The organism is Phycicoccus ginsengisoli (assembly GCF_054779295.1).
Genome location: NZ_BAAGYN010000004.1, coordinates 317,776 through 341,510, shown reverse-complemented (window position 1 = coordinate 341,510; position 23,735 = coordinate 317,776). Strand labels below are relative to the sequence as shown.

The 23,735-nt window shown below is 73.4% G+C and carries 21 protein-coding genes; 8 read left to right on the top strand and 13 right to left on the bottom strand.

Features of this window, described 5'->3' with window-relative positions; all coding sequences use genetic code 11:
• Positions 1-23: 23 nt before the first annotated feature.
• On the top strand, positions 24-743 hold the full coding sequence (locus tag ACYVDO_RS08975) for a hemerythrin domain-containing protein (protein WP_460934900.1): 720 nt from the start codon (positions 24-26) through the stop codon (positions 741-743).
• A gap of 9 nt (positions 744-752) precedes the next feature.
• Here ACYVDO_RS08975 and ACYVDO_RS08970 read toward each other — a convergent pair whose 3' ends face one another.
• The 3 genes from ACYVDO_RS08970 to ACYVDO_RS08960 all read right to left on the bottom strand — a co-directional run bounded on the left by ACYVDO_RS08970 (position 753) and on the right by ACYVDO_RS08960 (position 6,666).
• Complete coding sequence (locus tag ACYVDO_RS08970) at positions 753-4,148, bottom strand: BTAD domain-containing putative transcriptional regulator (RefSeq protein ID WP_460934898.1); 3,396 nt, start codon at positions 4,146-4,148, stop codon at positions 753-755.
• 217 nt (positions 4,149-4,365) lie between these two features.
• Positions 4,366-5,781 carry an FAD-binding oxidoreductase gene (locus tag ACYVDO_RS08965; RefSeq protein ID WP_460934896.1) on the bottom strand — a complete coding sequence of 472 codons (1,416 nt, stop codon included), beginning with the start codon at positions 5,779-5,781 and terminating at the stop codon, positions 4,366-4,368.
• Positions 5,782-5,994: 213 nt separating this feature from the next.
• Positions 5,995-6,666 carry a hypothetical protein gene (locus ACYVDO_RS08960; RefSeq protein WP_460934894.1) on the bottom strand — a complete coding sequence of 224 codons (672 nt, stop codon included), beginning with the start codon at positions 6,664-6,666 and terminating at the stop codon, positions 5,995-5,997.
• Between the two features lie 326 nt (positions 6,667-6,992).
• On the opposite strand from ACYVDO_RS08960, the gene ACYVDO_RS08955 reads away from it, so the two are divergent.
• A complete protein-coding gene (locus tag ACYVDO_RS08955; protein ID WP_460934892.1) occupies positions 6,993-7,499 on the top strand; it encodes a hypothetical protein in 507 nt (168 codons plus the stop codon).
• A gap of 22 nt (positions 7,500-7,521) precedes the next feature.
• Entirely contained in the window at positions 7,522-8,031 is a 510-nt protein-coding gene (locus ACYVDO_RS08950) for a nucleoside deaminase (protein ID WP_460934890.1), read from the top strand.
• Between the two features lie 3 nt (positions 8,032-8,034).
• Here the strand turns inward: ACYVDO_RS08950 and ACYVDO_RS08945 are convergent, their stop codons facing one another.
• Positions 8,035-10,140 (bottom strand): NAD(+) synthase, encoded by a 2,106-nt coding sequence (locus ACYVDO_RS08945; protein ID WP_460934888.1) that lies wholly within the window; start codon positions 10,138-10,140, stop codon positions 8,035-8,037.
• 107 nt (positions 10,141-10,247) lie between these two features.
• Between ACYVDO_RS08945 and ACYVDO_RS08940 the strand changes: the two genes are divergently transcribed.
• Positions 10,248-10,919, top strand: a complete 672-nt coding sequence (locus ACYVDO_RS08940) for a DUF6928 family protein (protein ID WP_460934886.1) — start codon at positions 10,248-10,250, stop codon at positions 10,917-10,919.
• A 52-nt stretch (positions 10,920-10,971) separates the two neighbouring features.
• Here ACYVDO_RS08940 and ACYVDO_RS08935 read toward each other — a convergent pair whose 3' ends face one another.
• Positions 10,972-11,334 (bottom strand): PH domain-containing protein, encoded by a 363-nt coding sequence (locus tag ACYVDO_RS08935; protein WP_460934884.1) that lies wholly within the window; start codon positions 11,332-11,334, stop codon positions 10,972-10,974.
• A gap of 130 nt (positions 11,335-11,464) precedes the next feature.
• On the opposite strand from ACYVDO_RS08935, the gene ACYVDO_RS08930 reads away from it, so the two are divergent.
• Positions 11,465-12,328: an aldo/keto reductase gene (locus ACYVDO_RS08930; RefSeq protein WP_460934881.1), complete on the top strand. Its 864-nt coding sequence runs from the start codon at positions 11,465-11,467 to the stop codon at positions 12,326-12,328.
• Between the two features lie 137 nt (positions 12,329-12,465).
• On the opposite strand, the gene ACYVDO_RS08925 is transcribed toward ACYVDO_RS08930, so the two are convergent.
• From ACYVDO_RS08925 to ACYVDO_RS08910, 4 genes are read right to left on the bottom strand one after another with little or no spacing between them, the layout of a single operon-like run.
• Complete coding sequence (locus tag ACYVDO_RS08925; RefSeq protein WP_460935065.1) at positions 12,466-13,653, bottom strand: RNA polymerase sigma factor; 1,188 nt, start codon at positions 13,651-13,653, stop codon at positions 12,466-12,468.
• Positions 13,654-13,667: 14 nt separating this feature from the next.
• A complete protein-coding gene (locus tag ACYVDO_RS08920) occupies positions 13,668-14,084 on the bottom strand; it encodes a YciI family protein (protein WP_460934879.1) in 417 nt (138 codons plus the stop codon).
• A 42-nt stretch (positions 14,085-14,126) separates the two neighbouring features.
• A complete protein-coding gene (locus ACYVDO_RS08915; protein WP_460934877.1) occupies positions 14,127-15,092 on the bottom strand; it encodes a lysophospholipase in 966 nt (321 codons plus the stop codon).
• Positions 15,093-15,101: 9 nt separating this feature from the next.
• Positions 15,102-15,836 carry an MOSC domain-containing protein gene (locus ACYVDO_RS08910; RefSeq protein ID WP_460934875.1) on the bottom strand — a complete coding sequence of 245 codons (735 nt, stop codon included), beginning with the start codon at positions 15,834-15,836 and terminating at the stop codon, positions 15,102-15,104.
• A 162-nt stretch (positions 15,837-15,998) separates the two neighbouring features.
• On the opposite strand from ACYVDO_RS08910, the gene ACYVDO_RS08905 reads away from it, so the two are divergent.
• Complete coding sequence (locus ACYVDO_RS08905) at positions 15,999-17,495, top strand: glycosyltransferase family 39 protein (RefSeq protein ID WP_460934873.1); 1,497 nt, start codon at positions 15,999-16,001, stop codon at positions 17,493-17,495.
• An 18-nt stretch (positions 17,496-17,513) separates the two neighbouring features.
• Here ACYVDO_RS08905 and ACYVDO_RS08900 read toward each other — a convergent pair whose 3' ends face one another.
• Positions 17,514-18,269, bottom strand: coding sequence for an NADPH-dependent F420 reductase (locus ACYVDO_RS08900; protein ID WP_460935063.1), 756 nt, complete (start codon positions 18,267-18,269; stop codon positions 17,514-17,516).
• Between the two features lie 144 nt (positions 18,270-18,413).
• Here ACYVDO_RS08900 and ACYVDO_RS08895 point away from each other — a divergent pair, with 144 nt between their 5' ends.
• Both ACYVDO_RS08895 and ACYVDO_RS08890 read left to right on the top strand, forming a co-directional pair.
• Positions 18,414-18,770, top strand: a complete 357-nt coding sequence (locus tag ACYVDO_RS08895) for a hypothetical protein (RefSeq protein WP_460934871.1) — start codon at positions 18,414-18,416, stop codon at positions 18,768-18,770.
• Positions 18,771-18,953: 183 nt separating this feature from the next.
• The gene (locus ACYVDO_RS08890; protein ID WP_460934869.1) at positions 18,954-21,560 is read left to right on the top strand and encodes a WD40/YVTN/BNR-like repeat-containing protein; all 2,607 of its coding nucleotides are present in this window, start codon (positions 18,954-18,956) and stop codon (positions 21,558-21,560) included.
• Between the two features lie 297 nt (positions 21,561-21,857).
• On the opposite strand, the gene ACYVDO_RS08885 is transcribed toward ACYVDO_RS08890, so the two are convergent.
• From ACYVDO_RS08885 to ACYVDO_RS08875, 3 genes are all read right to left on the bottom strand, one after another.
• Positions 21,858-22,085, bottom strand: coding sequence for a hypothetical protein (locus ACYVDO_RS08885; protein ID WP_460934867.1), 228 nt, complete (start codon positions 22,083-22,085; stop codon positions 21,858-21,860).
• A 40-nt stretch (positions 22,086-22,125) separates the two neighbouring features.
• Positions 22,126-22,782 (bottom strand): hypothetical protein, encoded by a 657-nt coding sequence (locus ACYVDO_RS08880; RefSeq protein ID WP_460934865.1) that lies wholly within the window; start codon positions 22,780-22,782, stop codon positions 22,126-22,128.
• A gap of 474 nt (positions 22,783-23,256) precedes the next feature.
• On the bottom strand, positions 23,257-23,472 hold the full coding sequence (locus tag ACYVDO_RS08875) for a hypothetical protein (protein WP_460934863.1): 216 nt from the start codon (positions 23,470-23,472) through the stop codon (positions 23,257-23,259).
• Positions 23,473-23,735: the final 263 nt, after the last annotated feature.

The following is a 23,735-nucleotide window of genomic DNA, read 5'->3' as shown; positions in this document are numbered from 1 at the left end:
CACCACCCGAACGGAGAACCACCATGACCGCCACGACCAACGCCACCTGGCCCGAGCAGCTCCGCTTCCCGGGCCAGACCGCGGCCCACCCCGGCCCGGTCGACATGACGATGATGTACGTGATGCACCACGGGTTCCGCCGGGACCTGGCCGCGTTCGGCGCCGCCGCGCAGGCCACCCCCGTCACCGACCGCGAGTGCTGGCAGGCCCTGGCCGAGCGCTGGGACCTGTTCGCCGAGGTGCTGCACCACCACCACTCCGGCGAGGACGCCGGGCTCTGGCCGATGCTGCTCGACCGCACCGACGACGACGGCCGGCGCGTCCTGGAGGCCATGGAGTCCGAGCACCACGAGATCGACCCGATCCTGCAGGCCTGCGCAGCCGGGTTCCACCGGCTGTCCACGCACGCCGACGAGGACGCCCGGGCGGCCCTCGCGGTGCGGCTCTGCGCCGGACGCGAGAGCCTGGCGCGCCACCTCGAGCACGAGGAGACGGAGGCGATCGCGATCATCCAGCAGGTCCTCACCCACGAGGACTGGGAGGCGCTCGAGGCCGAGCACTTCCGCAAGGGCGTGCCGTTCTCGAAGGTGCTGCGCCTGGTGGCCTGGGCCGCCCACGACGTGCCGGCCCCGCTTCGGCGAGAGGTCTTCTCGCGGTCCGGAGGGGTGCACCAGCTGCTGTGGCGCCTCACCCGACCGGGCTTCGAGCGGCGCGAGCGCGTGGCGTTCCGCCACGTCGCCTGAGGCCCGGACTCAGAACGCGAAGCGCTCCCGCTGGCCCCGGAACCACTCCTCGGCCAGCGGGAGCCGCCACGCCTGCAGCAGCTCCTGCGCCGCGTCGGCGTGCTGGCCTGCCAGCTCCTTCGCGCCCACCGCAGCCGCCGCCTGGGCCAGGAAGACGTCGACGGGACCGATCGCGTTGCCCGACCCGGCGCACCCCGACCGGCCGGCATACGGGGCCAGGCGCTCGTAGGCCGCGGAGGCCAGGGCACGGTCGTCGAGCCACAGCCCCACCTCGGCCGCCGCGCACCAGTTGAGCATGGCGAACCAGTCGTCGTCGCCGACGTCGACGGGGTGCTGGCGCCAGCACGAGACCGCACGCTCGTGCTCTCCCCCGCGCAACCAGAACAGCAGGACGGTCGAGGTGACCGGCAGCGGGCTCAGCCGGGCGAACTGCTCCAGCATCGGCGCCACCTCGGCGGACCGGCCCTGCCACAGGCGCAGCGTGATGAGCGCCCCGGTGGTCGCGTCCTCGGACTGCGACAGGGCCATCTGTTGGTCGAGCCGGACGATGTTCGCCATCAGCTCCTCGCACTGCTCGAACTCCCCGGCCATGGCCAGCCAGGGCAGGGTCAGCGCGTCCAGGACGATCAGCCCGTACGGCAGCCGCAGTCGCTGCGCCCCGTCGCGGGCCACCGCCGCGTGCTCCCACATCTCGTCGGGCCGGCCCAGCTCGGCGGCCACGACCGCCCGCAGGGTGGTCGTGACGACGTAGGCACGCTCGTTGCCGAGCCGGTGGGCCAGCTCCATGCCCTCGGCCATCAGCTCGCGCCGCTCGGGGGCCGTCGACGGGCGCCACAGGGCGGTGTACGCGAGCTGGCAGGCGTCGAGCAGGAGCGCGTCGTCGCCGAGGCGGCGCGCCATGGCCAGGCCCTCGTCGCACAGGGCCCGGCGCTCCTCGAACGTCGAGCCGTAGTAGATCTCCAGGGCCAGGCTGAGCATGACCCGGCACCGGACCGGGTCGTCGCCGTCGGGGAGCCGCCCCAGCACGTCGCGCAGGGCCTGCACCACGCGCTCGTTGACGGTGCCGTGCGGGCCCGACTGCCACAGGGCGCCGACCGCCGTCGTCGTCGCGGCACGGGCGAGCAGCTGGACGTCACCGAGCTGCTCCGCGACGGCGATGAGCTCCTCGGTGGTGGCGATGAGCCCCGTCCAGTCGCCGCTCCAGCGCTGGGCCTCGGCGAGGTCGGTGAGGACGTCGTAGCGCTCCCGCGGGGTGGAGTCCGGGTCGAGCGGGAGGGTGTCCAGGGCCGAGCGGAGCAGCCCGGCCGCCTCCTCGTACGCGTGCAGCCGGCGCGCGAGCGCGGCGGCACCGACCGCGGCGAGCCAGGCCCGGGCCGCGTGGGCCGGCCCGGCCGCGAGCCAGTGCCGGGCCAGCTCCGTCTCGCGCCCCGGCACGCCCTGCATGGCCTGGGCGAGGCGCGCGTGCGCCCGCGCCCGGCGGGTCGCCGGGATGGCCGCGTAGATGGTGTCGCGCACGAGCGCGTGGCCGAACAGGAAGCGGTCGATGCCGTCCTCGCGCACGAGGCCGGCGTCCAGGGCCGGGTCGAGGCGGTCCAGCAGGGTGTCCTCGTCGAGTCCGGACGCGGCGACGAGCCGGCCCAGGTCGAACGACCGGCCGACGAGGGCGGCCCACCGCAGCACCGACAGGGTGTCCTTGGGCATCCGTTGCAGCCGCCGGGCGAGGACGTCGTGGACGGCGGCGGGGGCGTGCTGCTCGGCGAGGAGCGCGGAGAGGTCACCGCCCTCCCGGGCCAGCCGGCCGTACTCGACGAGGAAGAAGGGGTTGCCGTCGGTGCGCCGGCGCAGGACGTCCGCCTCGACGGTGGACGCCGGCCGGTGGCTGACCACCTCGACGACCCGCGAGGCGTCGTCGGCCGTGAGCCCGTGCAGGTCCAGGCGCACGGCGTGGCGCCGGGCGAAGGTCTCCACCGCGTCGAGCAGCGCGTCGGCCGGCTCGGGACGGCTGCGCCAGGTGCCGAGGACGAGCAGGCGGGCGTCGTGCATGCTCTCGCCCAGCAGCCGCAGCACCCGCAGGCTCGCGACGTCGGCCCAGTGCAGGTCGTCGAGGATGACGAGCAGCGTCCGGCCCGCAGCCGTGTCCAGGACGTCGGCCGCGATCGCCTCCCAGGTCCGGAAGCGGCCGCCCCCGTCCTCCTCCCCGTCCACGTCGGGCAGGTCGCGCCCCAGGCCGCGCAGGACCTGCTGCCAGGGCCACAGCGGCGGGGCCCCGTCGTCCTGGGAGCACCTCCCGAGCAGGACGGTCACCCCCCGCTCGACCGCCACCGCGGCCAGCTCGGCCGCCAGCCGGCTCTTGCCGATGCCCGGCTCGCCGACGAGGGCGGCGAGCGTCGGCGTGCCGGAGTCGGCCCGGTCCAGGGCGGCGACGAGCTCGGCGAGCTGCTCGGACCGGCCGACGAGGGGCCAGTCCGGCAGGCTGGGCACGACGCCGTGGATGCGGGCGGGATGCGCCGGGGGCTCCTCGACCGTCTCGCGCCGGGCGGCCGCGGAGCCCTCTCCCTCGACGCGCGTGGTCGGGGCGAGCGTGGGCGACTCCTGCGCCGGCTGCCAGTCCAGGCCGGGGTCCTGGCGCAGCACCGCGCCCTGGAGGTCGCGCAGCTCCTGGCCGGGCTCGAGGCCGAGCTCGTCCCCCAGCACCTCGCGCACCTCGCGCAGGGCGTCCAACGCCTCGGCCTGCCGGCCGGCCCGGGTCAGGGCGAGGGCCCGCAGGCTCCAGAGGCGCTCGCGCAGCGGGTGCGCCGTCGTGAGGGCCTCGAGCTCGCCGGCCACCGTGGCGTGCTGTCCCAGCTCGAGCGCGGCGACGGCCCGGTCCTCGAGCGCCACCAGGCGCAGCTCCTCGAGCCGGGCCCGCTCGGCGACGGCGGAGGGGGCGTCCTCGAGCTCGAGGTACGGCGTTCCGCGCCAGAGGGCGAGCGCCCCGTCGAGGTCGGCGACGACCGACTGGAGCTCCTCGCGGGTGAGGCCACTGGACTCGTGCAGGCCGGTGCGGGGCCCGAGCCGGCGGTGGGTCCGGCTGACGACGCGGTCGAAGCGCGCCGCGTCGAGGTCGTCGTCGGCGACCCGCAGGGCGTACCCCGGGGCCACCGTCACCAGGACCGAGGAGGGGGCTCGCGCGGCGCGGTCCGGCTCGAGCGCCCGGCGCAGTCCCGCGACGTAGGCCTGCAGGGTGCCCGTCACGCCCGGGGGCGGGGCATCGGGCCAGAGCAGGTCGACGATGGCGTCGACCGACACCGGACGCCCGTGGTTCATCGCCAGCGCAGCGACGAGGGCACGCTGCTTGCGCGTGCCCAGGTCCACCGGCTCGTCCCCGACCTGCGCCTGCGCGGCGCCGAGGACACCCACTCTCACGCGGCGTGATCGTACGCGCGGCCCCCACGCGCGAACAGGGCTTTTCGACGCAGGCCGGGGGTCCGGGTGCGGTATGCCGGAAGCGCCCGGAATCGTCTGCCGCACCGTCCGTGGGCGGGGTCCGACGAGGACGCGGAGCGGGCGGTGCGCCGCGGGCCCCCCGGTCCGCGGCACACCGCCCCCTCGGTGCCCCCCGGCACCTCCTTGGGGTGACCGGTCAGTCGGTCACGTGCCCGTTCTCGACGAGCCGCGGGATGCGGTGGTTGCCCACGAAGACACCCCTGGGGTCGACTGCCGTGCGGATCGCCTTGAGCTGCAGCCACGCCCGCTCGTCGTAGGCGGTGCGCGCGTCGACCGGGCTCTCCGCGAAGTTGAGGTAGCTGCGGCCGTTGGCCCAGGGCTGCACCGACGCCATGAGCGCGGCGGCGTCGACCTCGCCCTGCACCGCCATCTCCGGCGTCGCGGCCACGGCGACGCCGAAGGCGAGGAACTGCCCGTCGAGCCGCTTCAGCGCGCCGCCCTGCTCGTCCACGCGACCCAGGGCGCCACCGAGCTGGCGCAGCTCGGCCGCGAGCAGCGAGGACGTCGAGCCCGGGCCCACCTCGGCCAGGAACGCGTCGACGCCGGCATCGGGCAGCGAGCCGAGCATGGTCGCGTCGGAGACACCGGGGGTCGGGCCCTCGGGGTCCATGTGCAGCCGCACCAGGGACCGTGCCGGCACCCGGCCGAACGTGTCGATCTCCGGTCGCAGGTCGCGCAGCCCGGCGATGAGCTCGGCACCCCGCTCGTCACTGCCGAGGACGGCGCCGTTGACCATGACGATGGAGCGACCGCGCAGCATCTCGGGGATCTCCGGGATGGGCGGCAGGTTGAGGACCCGGAACGAGGTGGTGACCTCGTCGGGGGCTTCGGGCGCCCACTGCGCCCACCGGCGCAGCACGGGCTCGGCCTGCTCGCGATCCCAGATGAGCATGCCGGCATGCGCCGACTCGATGGGGAAGAGCCGGAACTCCAGGGCCGTCACGACGCCGAGGCTGCCGCCGCCGCCGCGCAGGGCCCAGAACAGCTCGGTGTTGCGGTTGGCGTCGGCGCGGACCAGCTCACCGTCGGCCGTGACCAGCTCGACGGCGGTGAGGCTGTTGGTCGCCAGGCCGAGCCGGCGGGCGTACCAGCCGATGCCACCACCGAGGGAGTAGCCGGCGACGCCCACGTCGGGGCTGCTGCCGTGCAGGGCGGCCAGGCCGGCGTCGGCGGCCGGCTCGGTGACGTGCTCCCACAGCGCGCCACCCTCGACCCGCGCGACCCGGCGGGCGGGGTCGATGCTCACCCCGGTCATGGCCGAGGTGCGCAGGAGGACGACGTCCGAGAGGCCCTGCGCGGCGAGGGGGCCGGCGTTGTGGCCGGTGCCCTGGGGCGCGACCCGCAGCCCGGCGGCAGCGGCGGCGCGGACGACCCGCTGCACGCCGGCGACGTCCTTCGGGTGGGCGACCGCGGCAGGGCGCTGGTCGACGGCGACGTTCCACGGCATCCGTGCGGCGTGGTAGCCGGGGTCGCCGGGCAGCTGCACCTCCGCGTCGCGCAGGCCCCGGAGGGACTCGGCGCGCAGGTCCGAGGTGGTGAGCTCGATGGTCATGGGTGACTCCTTGTTCCGCGTTCTTGGTGTGTGCGGAACAGGTTGCGCCCGCGCGCTTGGGCCGGACTTGGGACCGACTTGGGGTGGCCCTGCGAGCCGGCCCGGAGGGGTCCAGCCGCCGGCCGGGCGGCCACGCCGGAGCCCTGGCCTCCCGGGTGCCCTCGTGCAGCGAGCCCCCGGCCGTGATGGCCGGGGGCTCGTGTGTGGCGCGGCTCAGACGCGCGTCGGGAGGGCGGTGACCCGCGGTGGCACGGGGGCCTCCTGCACGCGCCGGCGCAGGTCGGCGACCGCCCGCTCGAGCATCCCGATGAGGTGGTCGGCCGGGGAGTCGATGCATGCCACCGCGATGCCCTCGACGGCATACGCCACGATGTGCGGCGCGGTCTGCCGGCGGAAGATGCGCTCCCGCACGCGGGCGTCGCGTGCGTAGCGGACCGCCCAGGCATGGGCGTCGGGGGCGGCGGCGAACGCCGCCTCGCACCGGGCGTGCAGGTCGGGGTGCTCCTCGGGCAGCAGGTCGAGCATCCGCTCGGCGGTCAACAGCCCCACCGCCAGGACGTTCTGCCGCGTCGCCGAGACGAGCGGAAGCGCGGTCGCTGCGGCGTGGACGGCCAGGGAGACGTCGATGGCCAGGTCCTCGCCGACCAGGCCCACGACGTCCGGCACGAGGGTGGCGATGCGCCGGCGCTCCTCGTCGGACAGCGCGTCGTTCACCAGCCGGGCCATGGAGGCCAGGAGGGGATGGGTGCAGCGGGGGTGGTCGCTCCACTTCTCACCGGCGAGGAACGACGCCATCTCCATGAAGCACGCGCCCTTGCGAGGGGTGCGGTGCTTGCCGGCGGACAGCACGGGGACGAGGTCGGGTGTGTTCGAGACAGGCGACATGGTGGCTCCCAGGAACCGGGTCGGCGGGCCCTCCCCACGGTCCCTCGTCCACTATGCGCCGCGACCGCGGCGAGCGCTAGCCCGCTCGCACCGCGAACCTGATCGCACCCCGGCTCGATCGCCCCGACTCCTCCACGACCCACGACCGCAGGCAAACGGAGCCTGCCGCACCCGTGAGGTCGGCCCGGTGATGGAGAGCGTCCGCCCGCCGGCGGCCGATGCCCTCGGAACCGCGGCGAACCACCATGGGAGCTGCCGGGAAGGACCCAGGGGACGGGTCGGGCGTCCGGCTCCGTTCGACAGCAGCGCAGAAGGGAACCGGGGGCATGACCGTCATCGACCGCCTCTACACCAACGCCTGGTACGTCACCCACGCGGCGCCGGAGAAGCGGGAACAGCTGGCGGCCGACGTGACCCGCTGCTGGATGGCGGCGGAGGCCGCGGTCGAGGACGCGAACCGCGCTCGCACCGTGTCGGGCATCTCCCCGGCCCGGTCGGCCCTGGCCCTCTCCCTGGGCAACTCGGCCCAGGCGGAGTACCAGCGGGCCAAGTCCCGCGCCACGGAGGCGTCGCGGTGCACCGACATCATCGCCGGGCACGCGTTCTCGATCAGGCGGTCCGGCGAGCGGGGGGGTCCCGTGCTCATCGAGATCGCCTCGTGCACGCTGCCCCGCACAGTCACCCTCAGCCAGCCCCAGCGCGGTGGCGAGTGGACGGCCACCATGGTGGACCCGCAGTCGCGCCACGCGGAGCGGTTCACCACCCTGCTGGGCACGGACCCCTGGGACGCCATGCACCGCGCCTGCGACTGGATCACCAGCGGCCAGCTCTGAGGCGAGGTCCTAGCCTGTCGGCATGACGCTGACCGAGACGGACCTGGACCACCTGCACCGCTGCGTCGAGCTCGCGGCCGAGGCGCTCGAGGCGGGCGACGAGCCCTTCGGCTCGGTGCTGGTCGCCGGCGGCGAGCGGCTCGCCGAGGACCGCAACCGCGAGACGACGCTCGCCGACCCGACCCGCCACCCCGAGCTGGAGCTGGCCCGGAGGGCGGCCGAGCTGCTGACGCCGCAGCAGCGCGCCGCGGCGAGCGTCTACACCTCTGGAGAGCACTGCGCCATGTGCGCCGCCGCGACGGGCTGGGTCGGCATCGGTCGGGTCGTGTATGCCGTGTCGACCGAGCAGTACCTCGCCTGGCTGGCGGAGTGGGGCGCCGACCCGGCACCGGTGACCGCGCTCCCGGTCAACGCCGTGGCGCCTCGGGTGCTCGTCGAGGGACCGGCCGAGGAGCTCACCGCCACCGTGCGCGAGCTGCACCGGCGGTCACAGGCGGGCCGGCGCGGCATACCCCTGGACTCACTGGCCTGAAGGTCAGGCCTCGGGGACGTTGGCGCGCAGCTCCTCGAGCCAGGCGCGGGCGGTGACGTCGGACGGCATCCGCCAGTCGCCCCGGGGGGAGAGCGAGCCGCCGGCGACGACCTTGGGCCCGTTGGGCAGGGCCGACCGCTTGAACTGGTTGGCGAAGAAGCGGGTCAGGAAGGCCTCCTCCCAGCGCCGGATCGTGGCCAGGTCGTAGGCGACCTGCCGGTCCTGCGGGTAGCCGGCCGGCCACTCGCCGGCCTCGGCGTCGGCCCACGCGTGCAGCGCGAGGAACGCGATCTTGCTCGGCCGGTAGCCCCAGCGGAGCACGTGGTAGAGCGTGAAATCGTTGAGCGCGTACGGCCCGACGGCGTCCTCGGTGGACTGCATCGCCTCGCCCTCGGCGACCGGCACGAGCTCGGGGCTGATCTCCTGGTCGACGATCGTGGTGAGCGTGTCGTTGACCTCGCCCTCGAACTGGCCGCTGGCGACGACCCAGCGGATGAGGTGCTGGATGAGCGTCTTGGGGATGCCGGCGTTGACGCCGTAGTGCGACATCTGGTCCCCGACGCCGTAGGTGCACCAGCCGAGCGCGAGCTCGGACAGGTCGCCGGTGCCGAGGACGATGCCGCCGCGCTGGTTCGCCGCACGGAAGAGGTAGTCGGTGCGCAGGCCGGCCTGGACGTTCTCGAACGTGACGTCGTAGACCTCCTCGCCGTCGCCGGCGGGGTGGCCGAGCCCCTTGAGCATCTGGGTCGCGGCCGGTCGGATGTCCAGCTCCTCCCAGGTGATGCCGAGGCTCTCCATGAGGTGGATCGCGTTCTCCTTGGTGGCCTTGCTCGTCGCGAAGCCGGGGAGGGTGAAGCCGAGGACGTCGGTGCGCGGCCGGCCGAGGCGGTCCATCGCCTTGGCGGCGACGATGAGCGCGTGGGTGGAGTCGAGGCCGCCGCTGACGCCGATGACGACCTTCGGCTGCCAGGTGTCGGTGCCGATCGCGCGCAGCCGCTGCTCGAGGCCCGAGACCTGGATGTTGTACGCCTCGTAGCAGTCCTGCGCGAGCCGCGCCTCGTCGTCGGGGACGAACGGGAAGCGGTCGACCTTGCGCCGCAGGCCGATGTCGCCGCGCGGCGGGTCGAGGGTGAACTCGACTGCCCGGAACAGCTCGCCGTCCTCCTCGCCGATCCACTCGGTGCGCCGGTTGTCCTCGAACGTGCCCTGGCGGAGCCGCTCCTGCCGGATGCCGTCGAGGTCGACGTCCACGACGGTAGCCTGCGCGGTCTCGGGGAACCGCTCGGTCTGGCCGAGCAGGCGCCCCAGCTCGTAGGCCATCGTCATGCCGTCCCACGACAGGTCGGTCGTGGACTCGCCCCGGCTGGCCGCGGCATACAGGTAGGCGGCGCTGCACCGGGCGCTCGCGGAGCGCGCGTGGAGGTGGCGGTCCTCGGCCCGGCCCACCGTGATGGGGGACGCGGAGAGGTTGAGCAGCACACTGGCACCGGCGAGCGCAGCCTTGGCACTGGGCGGCACCGGGACCCACATGTCCTCGCAGACCTCGGCGTGCACCGCGAGGTCGGGCAGGTCGGCGGCCCGGAAGACGAGGTCGACGCCGAAGGGGATGTCGCCGTCCTCGTCCGCGCCCGGCCAGTGCGGGCGGGTGAGGACCGTGCCGCGGATGCCGGCCCCCGAGGCGAACCACCGCGCCTCGTAGAACTCGCGGTAGGTGGGCAGGTGCGCCTTGGGCGCGACGCCAAGGACGTAGCCGCCCTGGATCACGACGGCGCAGTTGTAGAGCCGGCTGCCGCTGCGCAGCGGCGCGCCGACGACGACGAGCGGCCGCAAACCCTTGGTGCTGTTGGCGATACTGACGATCGCACGGTCGACCGCGTCGAGCAGGACGTCCTGCAGGAAGAGGTCGTCGATCGAGTAGCCCGACAGGCTCAGCTCGGGGAACAGCGTCACGGCGACACCGTCGTCGTGGTGGTGACGCACCTGCTCGAGGATCGCCTCGGCGTTGCGCGCCGGGTCGGCGGCGTGGACCGGGAGCGTGCACGCCGCGACCCGGGCGAAGCCGTGGCGGTAGGCCGAGCGGAAGTCCTGGCTGGAGGCTCCGGAGTCCATGCCCCGAGTCTGTCAGAGCGGCGGGCGCCGAGCCGCTGCACCCGATCCCGCCCCACCGGACGGGCCCCCTCGCTACGGTGGCGGGCAGCCGAACACCGGGAGGGGCAGTGGGCTTCAAGACAGCGCTGTACGCCGTGGGGCCGGGAACGCCGCGCGAGGACCTGCGTGCGCATCCCGAGGGTGGACCCGCGGCGGCGCGCGCCGCCGCGGCCCGGTGGTTCCCCGACGACGAGGTGACCCCGCTGGGGGCGAGCACGCTCGCCGACGGCGGCTACCCGGGGAGCGAGGAGGAGCTGTACGTCGCGACGTTCGGTCCGACCACCGTCCTCGGTGGGATGGTTCCCCCAAAGCAGGTGGACCGGCTCGGCCGGGCGGCGGCCGACGCCGCGTTGATGACCTGGCAGCTGATGATCCACAGCGTCGTCGACCTGTGCCAGTTCGAGGTGCACCGGGCCGACGGCACGGTGCTGCGCTCGTTCGAGGCGTACTCGGACAAGGAGCTCGACGACTCGGTGGCCGATGCCGTGGGCGAGCCGCTGCCGTTCGAGGTGCCCTACTGGGCGGGCGAGCACCGCGAGGAGGACTCGCCGTTCCTGTTCCACCCGCTCGAGCTCGGGGACGCCGCCATCGCGTGGATGTTCGGCACTGTCGGGGAGAGCGCGCCGCCGGACAGGGTGCAGGCCGAGCTGGGGGAGCTCGCCGACCCATTCGACCTGCCGATGCACGGCTTCCGACTGCGTCCGGCCCGCAAGGGCCTCCTGCGCCGCCCCCGCGGCTGAGCTGTGCCTCGCGGCGGCCTTGCAGAGGGCTGAGCGTCGTCCGCAGTGCGCCCTACAGGACGTAGTGTGCGATCAGCTTGTTGAGGTAGGCGACGTCCGTGTTGCCCTTGAACTCGAACTTGACCCGCCCGAGGCCGGAAAACCAGAGCTCAAGCTCAGCGTCGAGGTCGAAGGTGCCAGCGGTCTCGAGCGAGAACGCCTGCACCTTCGCGAAGGGCAGGCTCGTGTAGTCCTTCTTCTTCCCGCTGATCCCCTGCACGTTGACCGCGATGATGCGCTTGCTCGTGAAGACGACGTAGTCGCGGATGCCCTTGAACGCCAGGTAGCCCTGCTCGCCCTCGATCAGCAGAGGGTCGATCTGGCCGGCAACCTGCGAGTAGTCGATCTTGCCCAGCTTGATGTAGCTGGCGTTCATTTCGATCCGTTCGGATGACGAGACGCCCGGGGAACATCTGCCGCGGATGCCGACTTGGCACTGGGGAGGGTTGTCGCCCGGTCACGAACCGCGAGCGGTGGCCCCTACCCCCCACGAAGGAGTTGATGACGTGCAGCAGCGTGTGCTCGGAGACCTGAAGGTCAGCGCGATCGGGCTCGGCGGGATGCCGATGTCGATCGAGGGCCGGCCCGACCGTGAGCGGTCCGTCGCCACCATCCATGCCGCCCTCGACGCCGGTGTCACCCTGATCGACACCGCGGACGCGTACCACCGCGACGCCGGTGAGGTCGGCCACAACGAGTCCCTCATCGCCGAGGGCCTGCGGTCCTGGGGCGGTGACACCTCGTCCGTGGTCGTGGCCACCAAGGGCGGCCACCTGCGCCCCGGTGACGGGTCGTGGACGGTGAACGGCGACCCGGCCTACCTCAAGCAGGCGGCCCGCGACTCGGCGAAGCGGCTGGGTGTCGAGGCCATCGGCCTCTACCAGTTCCACCGCCCGGACCCCAAGGTGCCGTATGCCGAGTCCGTCGGCGCGCTCGCGGAGCTGCTCGACGAGGGCGTGATCGCCCGCGCCGGCATCTCCAACGCGACCGTGGCGCAGATCGACGAGGCGAACGAGGTCCTCGGCGGCCGGCTGGTGTCGGTGCAGAACCAGTTCTCCCCGAAGTTCCTCTCCAGCCGCGGCGAGCTCGACCACTGCGCCGAGCTCGGGATCGCGTTCCTGCCATGGAGCCCGCTCGGCGGGATCTCCAACGCCGCCGAGCTCGGGTCACGGCACTCCGCCTTCGCCGACGTCGCACAGGCCCACGACGTGAGCCCGCAACAGGTGGCGCTCGCGTGGGAGCTGTCGCTCTCCGAGGTCGTCCTGCCGATCCCCGGGGCGTCCCGCCCGACCTCCATCCAGGACTCCGTGAAGGCGGCCGACCTCGTGCTCGGCGCCGACGAGCTCGAGCGCCTCAACGCCGCGGGCTGACCCGCCCCGCCTCGGTCCAGGGTGCCCGTGCCGCGGCCGGACCGAACACATTCGCGGCAGCTGCGTCACTGATCGGCCTGGCCGATCAGTGACGCAGCACGGCGAGAACGTCCCGGGCCGTCCGGAAGGGGCACCCGTCACGACGTGGCGGGGTGTCCCAGCCGGGCGGCCTGTCGCGTGAGGTGGTCGCGCTCCGCGGCGTTGCCCGCGGCCCGTGCCGCCGCGGCATACAGGTCGCGGGCCCGCTCGAGGTCCCCGGCCCGTTCGTGCAGATGGGCCGCGACCGCGTCGTGGCGCGGCACGTCGCGGGGCACGGCGGCCAGGGCGCGCAGCCCCGCCAGGGGGCCATCCGCCTCGCCCACCGCCACGGCCCGGTTGAGCGCGACGACGGGGCTGTCGGTGAGCGCGGCGAGCTCGTCGTACCACTCGAGCACCTGGGTCCAGTCGGTCTCCTCCGCGGTGCGGGCGTCGGCGTGCAGGGCCGCGATGGCGGCCTGGGCCTGGTACTCGCCGAGCCGGTCGCGGGCGAGCGCGGCCTGCAGGACGGCGACCCCCTCGCCGATGAGCGCGGTGTCCCAGAGCGTGCGGTCCTGCTCGGCGAGCGGGACGAGCGCGCCGTCGCCGCTGAACCGGGCTGGCCGACGCGCATGGTGCAGCAGCATGAGCGCCAGGAGGCCGGCGACCTCGGGCTCGTCGGAGATGGTCGCGAGCTGGCGGGTGAGCCGGATCGCCTCGGCCGCGAGGTCGACCTCCCCGGAGTACCCCTCGTTGAAGACGAGGTAGAGCACCGTGAGCACCGAGCGCAGGTCGCCGGGCGTGCGCAGCCGCTCCCCGTCGACCGTGCGCTTGGCGCGGCTGATCCGCTGGGCCATCGTCGCCTCCGGGACGAGGTACGCCTCGGCGACCTGGCGCGTCGTCAGGCCGCCGACGGCGCGCAGGGTGAGGGCGACGGCCGAGGACGGTGTGAGGGACGGGTGGCAGCACAGGAAGTACAGGAGCAGGGTGTCGTCGGCCTGCTCGGTCGGGCCGGGCGGCGGCTCGTCCAGCTCGCGCTCCTCCCGCCGGCGGCGGGCGCTCTCGGAGCGCTGGAGGTCGACGAGCTTGCGCTGTGCCACGGTGACGAGCCACGCCTTGGGGTCGCGGGGCAGCCCGTCAGCCGGCCAGCGCCGGTACGCCTCGACCAGCGCCTCCTGCACGGCGTCCTCGGCCGCCGCGAGGTTGCCCCCGCGGCGGACGAGGATGCCGAGCACCTGCGGCCCGAGGAGGCGCAGCCGTTCCTCGGCCCCGGCTTCGACCTCGGGGTCCGGGGCCGGTGCCGGGCCCATCGAGGGGTCCGCCCTCACTCGACCGTCGTGGGCCGGTGCTCGAGGAAGGGACGGACCTCGATCCACTCCCGGATCGGCGACCCGCCGGGCCCCGGCGCGGCCGAGAGGAAGGCCGCAGCCTCGTGGGCCCGCTCCTGGGAGTCGACGTCGATGATCATCCAGCCGGCGATCAGGTCCTTGGTCTCGGCGAAGGGCCCGTCGGTCACCGGGGGCCTGCCCTCCCCGTCGAACCGCACGAAGGTGCCCTCGGGCGACAGGGCCTGCCCGTCGACGAACTCGCCGCGCTCGCGCAGGGTGTCGGCCACGTGGTCCATGAACGCGATGTGGTCGTGCACCTCCTGGGGGGTCCACGTGTCCATGGGCGGGAGCTGCCCGTTGCCGGTCTGCTCGTGCGAGCTGCGGTAGTGCTTGAGCAGCAGGTACTTGGCCATGTCTGGCTGTCTCCTTCGGTCGGGGCGGCCGAGCGGCCGCCGTCAGCCCTGGGACGGAGCGGCCTTCGGCTTCTCGACATCGCGGGACAGGTGTGCGTCGAGCCACCCCACGATCTCGTCCATCACCTCGTCACGGTTGGTCTCGTTGAGGACCTCGTGCCGGGCCTCCGGCCAGAACCGCGTCGTCACGTCCTGCACCCCGAGCCGGGTGAGCTGGTCCGCCACCTGCTGGACGCCCTTGGTGTTCCCGCCCACGGGGTCGAGCGTCCCGGAGACGAGGTGCACGGGCAGGTCGGACGGGATCCGCGCGACGTCCTCGTCACGGTTGACGCGGGCCAGGCCGCCGAGCAGGTCCGCGTAGAACCCCGCGGTGAAGACGGCCCCGCAGCGGATGTCCTCGATGTACTTGTCGACCTCGGCCTCGTCCCGCGACAGCCAGTCGAAGGGCGTGCGGTTCGGCTTGAAGGCGGCGTTGTACTGCCCGAAGGTCAGGGTGTTCATCAGGCCGCTGCGGTGCCGCCGGCCGCGGATGCGGGCCTGGACGGTCGCGATCCGGCGACCGACGGCGCCGAGCAGCCCGGGGTCACCGGCCGTCCCGACCAGCACCAGCCCGTCGAGCTCGGCGCCGTTGCGGATGGCGTACGCCCGGGCCAGGAACGACCCCATGCTGTGGCTCACGAGGAAGAACGGCAGGTCGCCCTGCTCCTCGCGCGCCCGGCGGCCGAGCAGGTGCAGGTCGGCCACCACGGTGTCGAAGCCGTCGCGGTCGGCGAAGTAGCCCTCGTCCTCAGGGGTGCGGGCCGTCCCGCCGTGGCCGCGGTGGTCGCCGGCGTACACGGCATACCCGGCAGCGGTGAGGCGCTCGGCGAACCGGACGTACCGGTCGGAGTGCTCGGCCATGCCGTGGGCGAGCTGGACGACCGCCTTGGGCGGTCCGTCGGGGAGCCACCGGTTCACGTGCACCCGGGTGCCGTCGGGGGTCTCCAGGGAGAAGGTGCTGGCCTGCATGGCCCGACCCTAGTGCGGCACCGGCTCCGGCGTCCCGGGGTCGTCCACCCGGACCGTGCCCGGCACCAGGACCCGGGCGTCGACACCGAAGGTGAGGAGCCCGGCGCTCCGCTCGAGGTGCCGCAGCACGGGGGCGTCCCGGCGGCCGGTCCGGGGGTCCGTGTCGACGACGGCGCACCGGTCGATGCGCCCCACGACCTCCACCACCGCCGTGCCGAGACGCAGGCGGGTGCCCGGCGCGGGGTCGTCGGGCGCCTCCAGGGTGACCGTCGCCCGGAACCGCTCGTCGAGGGCGTCGGGCACCGGGGCGCCCACGGCCGCCAGGCGCGCGGCCAGGCGGTCGAGCGCCCCCGTGGTCACCACCGAGACCGGCGCGCCCCAGACGACCGCGCCCGGCCCGGTGGCGACCAGGGTCGCAGGGCACTGGAGGTATGCCGTGAGCGCGGCGTCGTGCGACCCGTCCAGCGGGTGCAGCGTGGCCGGGCGACCCCAGTAGTCACCGGCCACGGGCGGGCGCCCGGCCCCACCCGGCTCCGCCGGCCCGTCGAGGACCGTGCCGTCGGGCAGCCGCAGCCGGAGGAGGCCGTCCTGCGCCTCCGCCTCGACCCTGGCCAGCGACGGGTGGTCGACGGTGCGCAGGACGCGGCCCGTCGCGGGGTCCGCGACGGCATACCGGCGGTCACCCTCGACCCCAGCGGCAGTGAGCACCACTGCCGGGCGGCCGAGGTGCCGCGTGCCCTTCACGCGGGCATAACCCAGTCGACGGACGCGCACCGGAACAGCCTCGCACGCGCCCGGCCACGGGGGTCCGGTCGCCCCGGCTCCTGCGGCTCGGCACAGCAGTCGTTGAGCCGATCCTCAGGTGGCGCCCAGCCTCGGCGCAGCCCGGACCTGCACGATGAGCTCGTGGCGTGGACCGACCGTGCACCGGCTCTCGACCGCCCGCGGCTGTCGCGGCTCCCGCGACTCCCGGCTCGCGGCGTCGGGGCCCTGCTGGTCGTGGTCGTCGCCCTGGCCACGGCGCTGGCGCTCGCCCGGCTGGACGACCAGCCGCTCTGGTACGACGAGGTCGCCTCGGCGTGGGCGTCGTCCCTCAGCTGGGTCCGGCTCGACGCCCTGCTCGGCGTGACCGACGCGAACATCGGCCCCTACTACGCCGTCCTGCACCTGTGGCGCGATGTGACCGGGGCCGCCGACTGGACGCTGCGGCTGCCGAGCGTCCTGGGCTTCGTGGCGACCGTGGTGCTCACGGCCCGGCTCGGACGCCGCTGGCTGGGCACCGGTGCCGGCCTCCTGGCCGCGCTGCTCGTCGGGGTCCACCCGTTCGCGGTCGCGTACGCCCGCGACGCCCGCCCCTACGCCCTGGTCACCGCGACGGTGCTCGCCTCGACCCTGCTCCTGACCCGACTGCACGACCTGCTCGGCGTCCGCGGGGTCGTCGAGCGGTCGGTGTACCGCCGGACCGCCGCGCTCTACGTGCTGGCCTCGACGGTGTCCATCGCGCTCCACCTGTATGCCGTGCTCGTCCTCGGTCTCGTCGCGCTCGCCCACGTCCCCCCGGCCGGTCCCGGGCGCCGGCGCTGGCTGCTGCTCCAGGCGCCGGTGGGGCTGGTGACGCTCGCGGTGCTCGCGGTGTCGCTGCACCAGCGGGGGCAGCTCGCCTGGGTGCCGCCGGTGACGGTGTCCTCCGTGCTCGGGGGTGCCTCGCTCCTGGCCGGTGGGCCCGTCCTGCTGGTCGCCACGGTCGTCGCGGCGGTGGTGCTGGTCCGCTCGAGGTCCGGCGGTCCCCGCGTGACCCGGCTGCTCGTGGCGGTGCTCACCATCCCTCTGGCCGTGCTCGTGGCGGCGAGCGTGGCCGCGCCCACCTTCGTCCCCCGGTACCTCGAGCCGGTCGTGCCGTTCCAGTGCCTGGTCCTGGCCGGCGCCGTCCTGGCCCTGCGGCGCCCCGTCCTGCGGGTCCTGGCGGCAGGGGCAGTGGTGGTCGCACTGCTCGTGGGCACGGCTTCGGTCGTCGCGGCCGCGTACCAGCACGAGGACTACCGGCTCGCCAGCCACGAGCTGCTCGCCCGCGCGCGCCCGGGTGACGGCGCCGTCTGGGCCGACACCTCGGTGCGGCTGGGCATGGGCTACTACCTGCGCCAGGAGTCCGCGCGCACCGCCGGCCGAACGCCGGTCCCTGCCGACGTGCTCGCCATCCCCGGTGGGCACCTCGCCGGGTTCCGGGTGCCCCAGGCGACGGGCGCGGCAGCCGCGCGGGCCGAGGACCGCTACCGCCGGGTCTGGGTGGTGTCGTATGCCGGGCGGCCGCTCCCGTCGCTCGACGGGCGCTTCCGGTGCGAACCGGGCTCGCCCCACGGCGGGCTGGTCGTGCGGCTGTGCGTCAACACCGGCACCACCGCCTGACGCGGTTCGCGGGGCCGGTCAGTCCTGGTGGCGCCGGCGCGACTGCGCCGCGCGGTCGGCGACGTCCGACGCGGACACCGGGCGGCTGCCCGCGGACCAGTCCTGGGGGTCCGCGGCATACATGAGCCCGTAGGCCGCCGTGTCGGGCTGGGTGCGCCAGCCCTCCGACAGGGGGCCCAGGTCGACGGTGTCGTAGCCGAGCTCGTCCAGCAGCCGGGTCACGGTGGCCTTGGCGTCGCGGTCGTCGCCGGCGACCGCCAGGGCGCTGCGGTCGGGCGACCCGGCCGGCCGGCCCAGGGTCGCGAGGTGCTCGAAGTAGATGTTGTTGAAGGCCTTGACCACGTGCGAGCCCGGCAGGTGCGCCTGGAGCAGCTCGGAGGAGGTGGCCGACTCGTCGTCGAGCTCGGGGAAGTCCCCGTCCCGCTGGGGGTAGTAGTTCATCGTGTCGACCACGAGCTTGCCGCGCAGCGGCTCGACCGGGACGTCGCGGTAGGCGCGCAACGGGATGGTCACGACGACCACGTCCCCGGCCGCAGCGGCGTCCTCCGCGGTCGCGGCACGCGCACCGGGTCCGAGGTCGGCGACGAGGTCCGACAGCGTGTCCGCACCCCGGCTGTTGCTCATCACCACCTCGTGGCCGGCGGCCAGCGCGAGCCGGGCCACGGTGCTGCCGATGTGTCCACTGCCTATGAAGCCCCAGGTGGTCATGCGCGGTGCAACTCCGGCTCGGCTGCCGGCATTCCGTGCACCCCGGCATTCCGTGCACCCCGGCATTCCGTGCACCCCGGCATCCGGGCCGCCGGGTACCACGGGGGCGACCAAGAGCCCTTCGCTTGAGGGTGACCAAAGGCCCTTCGGGCGGGCATGGGCCGGCCCGAGGCTGGAGCCAGCAGGAGGGACCCGGGAGGAGCCACCACCATGAGCACGATCGAGCGAAGGGTCCGCCCGCCGGCCGACCACGACGAGCCGAGCCGCCACCTGGTCACGTGGTCCTGGCTGGTGCTCCTCGCCCTGCCCCTGTCGTTCGCCGCCGGGTTCGTCGCGGCCTACCTGCCGTACGCGTTCACCGACTGGCAGGAAACCGACCCGACGCCGCTGTGGTTCGCGCTGCTGGTGGCCGTGCTGGGCATCGGCGTCACCTGGCTCCCGGTGGGGGTGTCCCTGGTCCTGGCCCGCCGTGCCCTGTTCGCCGGACGGACGGGCGCCTGGGTGCCGCTGCTGGTCGACGTCGTCCTGACGCTTGCCGCGGCCTCGTGGATCGTCATCAGCGTCTGACACCCCCCTGACCCGGGCGGGTGGTCGGCGGGCGGCGGGCGGTCGGGTGGTCAGCGTCCGGAGGCCCGCCGGCATACGCAATCGGTCCTAGTCCGAGGGGCCGTTGACCGCTGCGAGGTAGGCGCGGAGACTCCGATCGGTGCTGTGCTGAGGTGACCTGCGCACAACGGTGCGCCCGAGGAGATGAGCGGCATGCGGCGACGGCTCGTGGTGTTCCTGGCAGTCCTGGCGGCGATGCTCTTCGCGGCCGGTCCCGGATTCGCGGCAGGGAACGGGTCGCCGCCGCACAAGGACACAGGGGAGGAGAGCCAGGCGGCCGCCGACGCCGCCGACTGGTTCATGTCCCAGCGCCTCGCGCCGAACGGCGCCGTCTCCTCGGACGCCTACGCGGCCGGCGCCGCACAGGCGGCCTCGCTGCCCTCCGTGGGGGGTGCGTGGACCGAGCGGACCGCCCGACCGGGTACCGACGGCAACGACTTCACCGACTCGCCGCAGTACGTCGACCCCACGAGTGGCTCCAGCAACTCGGGTGCCGGGGCGCGCTGGGTGGCGGGGCGCATGACGGCGCTGGCTGCCGCTCCCGACGGCGCGCTGTATGCCGGGGCGGCGGACGGTGGTGTGTGGCGGTCCACCGACGGGGGCCAGCACTGGAACCCCGTCACCGACACCCAGCCGACCCTTTCGGTGGGGGCGCTGGCGGTGAGCGGCTCCGCGAGCCGCTACACGGTGTACGTCGGCACGGGTGAGGCCAACACCAGCCAGGACAGCTACGCGGGCGTGGGCGTGCTCGCCTCGGACGACCACGGCGCCAGCTGGCACCGCGTGGGTGGTCCCGAGCTCAACGGAGCCCTCATCTTCCGCCTGGCCCAGGACGGGACCACCCTCTTCGCCGCCACCTCGCACGGCCTCTACCGCATCGACACGGCCACGGCCGGCGCGACGTGGACCGCGGTCCTCCAGCCCGCAGGGCCGCCCACTGCCAGCGCGAACTTCAACCTCGTCGTCGGCAACATGATCAGCGACGTCGCCGTCCGCCCGGGGACCAGTGGTCGCCAGGTGCTGGCCGTGGCGGGCTGGCGCGGTGGCGCGCCGACCAACGGCCTGTACGTCTCGGGCGACGGGGGCGCGCACTTCACCTCCCTGCCCAACCCGCAGGGCTGGGTGACGCCCAAGGCCGAGGGCCGGACCACCCTGGCCTACTCCGCCGCGGGCGACCGCGCCTACGCGATCGTCCAGAGCCCCTACCTGCTCAACGTGGGCACCAACAGCAAGACGTTGCTCCAGGGCGTCTACGAGTCCGCCAACGGCGACCCGAACGGCCCCTGGACCAAGGTGGCGACCTCGAGCAAGCTGGCGTCGAGCGGGTCGGCCCAGACCATCTCCCGGATCGGCAAGGGCTACGGGCCCGGCGTCCAGGCCTGGTACAACCAGTTCCTGGCCGTTGACCCGGCGAACAAGAACCACGTCTACGTAGGTCTCGAGGAGGTGTACGAGACCCGTGACGCCGGCGCGGGGTGGACCACGGTAGGGCCGTACTGGAACTTCGGCTTCAGCTGCTTCTCGTACACGCCGTTCGAGGGGACCTGCAACCACGACCAGTCGCACTCCGACCAGCACGCTGCCGTCATCGCGGACGGCAAGCTCTACGTCGGCAACGACGGCGGCGTCTACGCGCGCTCCCTGACCGACCACGCCGTGGGGGACTGGGCCAACCTCAACGCCCACCTGGACGTCCTGCAGTACTACGGGGCCCAGGGCAGCGGTGACTCGACGATCTACGGCGGCATGCAGGACAACGGCAGCAACAAGGTCTTCCCCACCACCGGCACGGTGCTCGACGACCGCGGCCAGCCGATCGACGTCAGCTCCGTGCAGGTCTTCGGCGGCGACGGCGGGTACACCCTCGTCGATCCCGCCGACTCCAGGAACGTGATCACCGAGTACACGGACCTGACTGCCCTGAAGTCGACGGACGGCGGTGCCAACTGGCACGTCATCACACCGTCCGACCCCGACCCACGCTTCATCGCACCGATCGAGATGGACCACGCCGACCCCAGCCACCTGGTGGCCGGGGGGGCGTACGTGTGGAGCTCGCAGGCCGGAGTCGCCGGCACCACCGCCAACACCGGCGCGGCGACGGACTGGAAGAGCATCTTCGACGTCCGGACGGCCCTGGGCGGGAACGCCGCGTCCCAGGTCACGGCGCTCGACGCCGTCACCGTGGGTGGGGCGCACTACGTCGCCGCCGCCTGGTGCGGCCCCTGCAACCCGAGCCTGCCGGGTGGGACGGGTTTCCGGTCGGGCGTCGTGGTGCTCACCGACAGCGGGGGGAGCTGGCACGCCACCGCGCAGGAGTGCACCGGCAGCTCCGCCTGCCCTGCCGCGGGCCTCCCCAACCGCTACGTCACCGGTATCGCGATCGACCCGGCCAGCCCGACCTCCGCCTACCTGTCCCTGTCCGGTTACTCCCGGCACTGGATCATCGGGCCCGACGACCCCGGGGTCGGACACGTCTACCGGACGACCAACGGCGGTTCGACCTGGGCGGACGTCTCCGGCACCCTGCCGGACCTGCCGGCCAACGACGTCGCCCTCAACCGCGGGGCACTCCTGGCCGCCACCGACATCGGCGTCTACACCTCCAGCGACGGTGGCACCACGTGGGACCGGCTCGGCACCAACCTGCCCAACGTCGTGGTCAGCCAGGTCCTCGTAGACCCGAACGGGACCCTTGTCGCCGCCACCCACGGCCGCGGGATCTGGACGATCACAGCACCGGTGGGCTGACGCGAATAGCGGCTCTGCGCAAGAGGGAGCCGTCGCGGCTCGTTCCTCGCCGGTCCTCCCAGAATCCCGCCGTGTCACCAGGTGAACGAAGAAGGCCCCGACGAAAAATGTCGGGACCTTCTTCGTTCAGTGCGCAAGGGGGGACGTTCCGGCGCAGGGGTGGGGGTTTCCCCTGCAGTCGCACCTTCTTCAGAATGCCTTCCGACCGAGTTCACCGACGACGCGAGCCCGCGCCTGCACGTCCGGTCGACATCCGTGCGCTCATGGCGACAGTCGGCGCCATCCACGGTGACCCTGTCAGCTCAGCAGGCGGCGCTTGGTGAATGCCGCGAATGAACCCAACAGCGTGCCTGCCATGAACAACCCGAGCGGCTGGTAGTAGCGCTCCCCGAGCAGAAGGAACACGATGATTCCGAGCAGCTGTGCACCGACCGCGTAGGACGCGACCGTCCGCCCCTGAGTGGCCTGGGCGTAGCTGAGCAGCGCTGCGACGATGAACGCGGCGACGCCGATGAGCACGATCATTGGGTTCCCCTCTCGCGTACTGTGACGATACGTGCCGCGCTCACTGGCAGTAGCCGCCAGAGTAGTAGTACGGGACCGCCGCGCCAGGAACGAACGTGGTGTTCGTTCCTGTGATGGCCACGCACTTCCCCAGGACGACGGCCCCGGCGGCAACGGCAGTCAGGACACCGGTCACGAGGTTGAGTCCAGGGATGGAGCTCGTCACGAGCCTCGCAAGACCTCCTCCAGCCGCGAGACGACCCGTTTCCGACTTGTTGAAGTACACCGTCTTCTTCGTGTACATCCACGAGTACGTCACCTTCGGGTCCGCAGCGATCGGGAAGACAGCCCCCGCGGTGTCGACGGTCTGCACAAGGTCGCTGCCCTCCACGCTGTAGCTCGTCGGGAGGCTCACGCCCCTGCTGTCCTTTGCCCAGGGCGCATCGAGAACCGCGACGTTGCCAGCAGAGTCGGTCAACACGACGGCACCGGGCGTACCGCCACCCTCAGGAGAAATGGCCACGTCGACACCGGACGGAAGCCCAAACCTCGCCTCCGTCTGACCGGTCTGGAGCACGGCAATCATCGAGTCTGACGTTGTGAACGTCCGGTTGGCTGGCGCTGTGATGGTCGCACCGTTCACGTCGGTGGCAGCATCCGAGGCAACGGGCGCGACGTCGACCCCGGCAACCCTCTCGACGAATGCCTCGTCCCTCATCGCCGGCGTGATGGACGGGCCAACTGGTTCAGCGCCAGCCGCTCCCGCCGTCAGGCCAATGATCGTGGCCGCAACCCCCGGCTGCCAGGAATGGGTAGATCCTCTTCATTCTGTTCCCCCCGATAATCCCCGACCCGTGAACCGAGCCCGGGCGTAGAACAGAACGTAGGGCCCCTATCGGTCATACCGGACCGCGTTGAGGCGCCCTTGACGAGCGCATGACCGGCAACGGCGCATTCTTGACCTCGGCCTTACTGAAGCCGCCTTGTCAGACCGTAGGTCTTGAGGTCGCGGCTTGGTCCGCTGCCGCCCAGTCTTCGGGTCGAGGGCTGCGGGCAGCCGCGGGCGATACCCGGCTGACAACCGCCGCGACATTGCTTCGGTCCTCGACGGGCAACAGGACTCGACGCGTGCAAACCGCCCCCGCACGGGTCAGTGCCCCCACCCAGGGACGGGTAGGGGCACTGCGGTCAGTCACGGGTTGTACCAGTTGATGTCGCCTAGCTCGTCGGCGGCGCTAGCCGGGGTCGGCTCGTCCGCCTCCATCAGGACCGGGCGAAGGCCATCGTCATAGTCGGGTGCCAGCTTGTCGACCAGGCGGTCGTGCCCCGGGCCGGCCTGACCGATCTCCCAGGCCTCAGCCGCGAGCTCGTCGACCTGCGCCAGCAGCAGCTCACGCAGCTCGGCCAAGCTGGACGCCCCCGCTCCGTGGGGGAATCCAACTCCGCCAGGCTGCCCTGTGGGGCGGGCCGGCATCGGGGACCCGAAAGGCGGGGACCCGTGCCTGTGGCACCGATCCCGGCCTCTGGTTCTGGGGCTTTCCCCAGCTCTGTGTGCGCAAGGGGGGAACCGTCTTTCGGTCGCTGAGCGACCTTTCTCCTCCCAATCCCGCCATCCGTCCAGACGCGAGAACGATGGGCCCCAGGAGACGACGATGGGCCCCGACCGAGAGG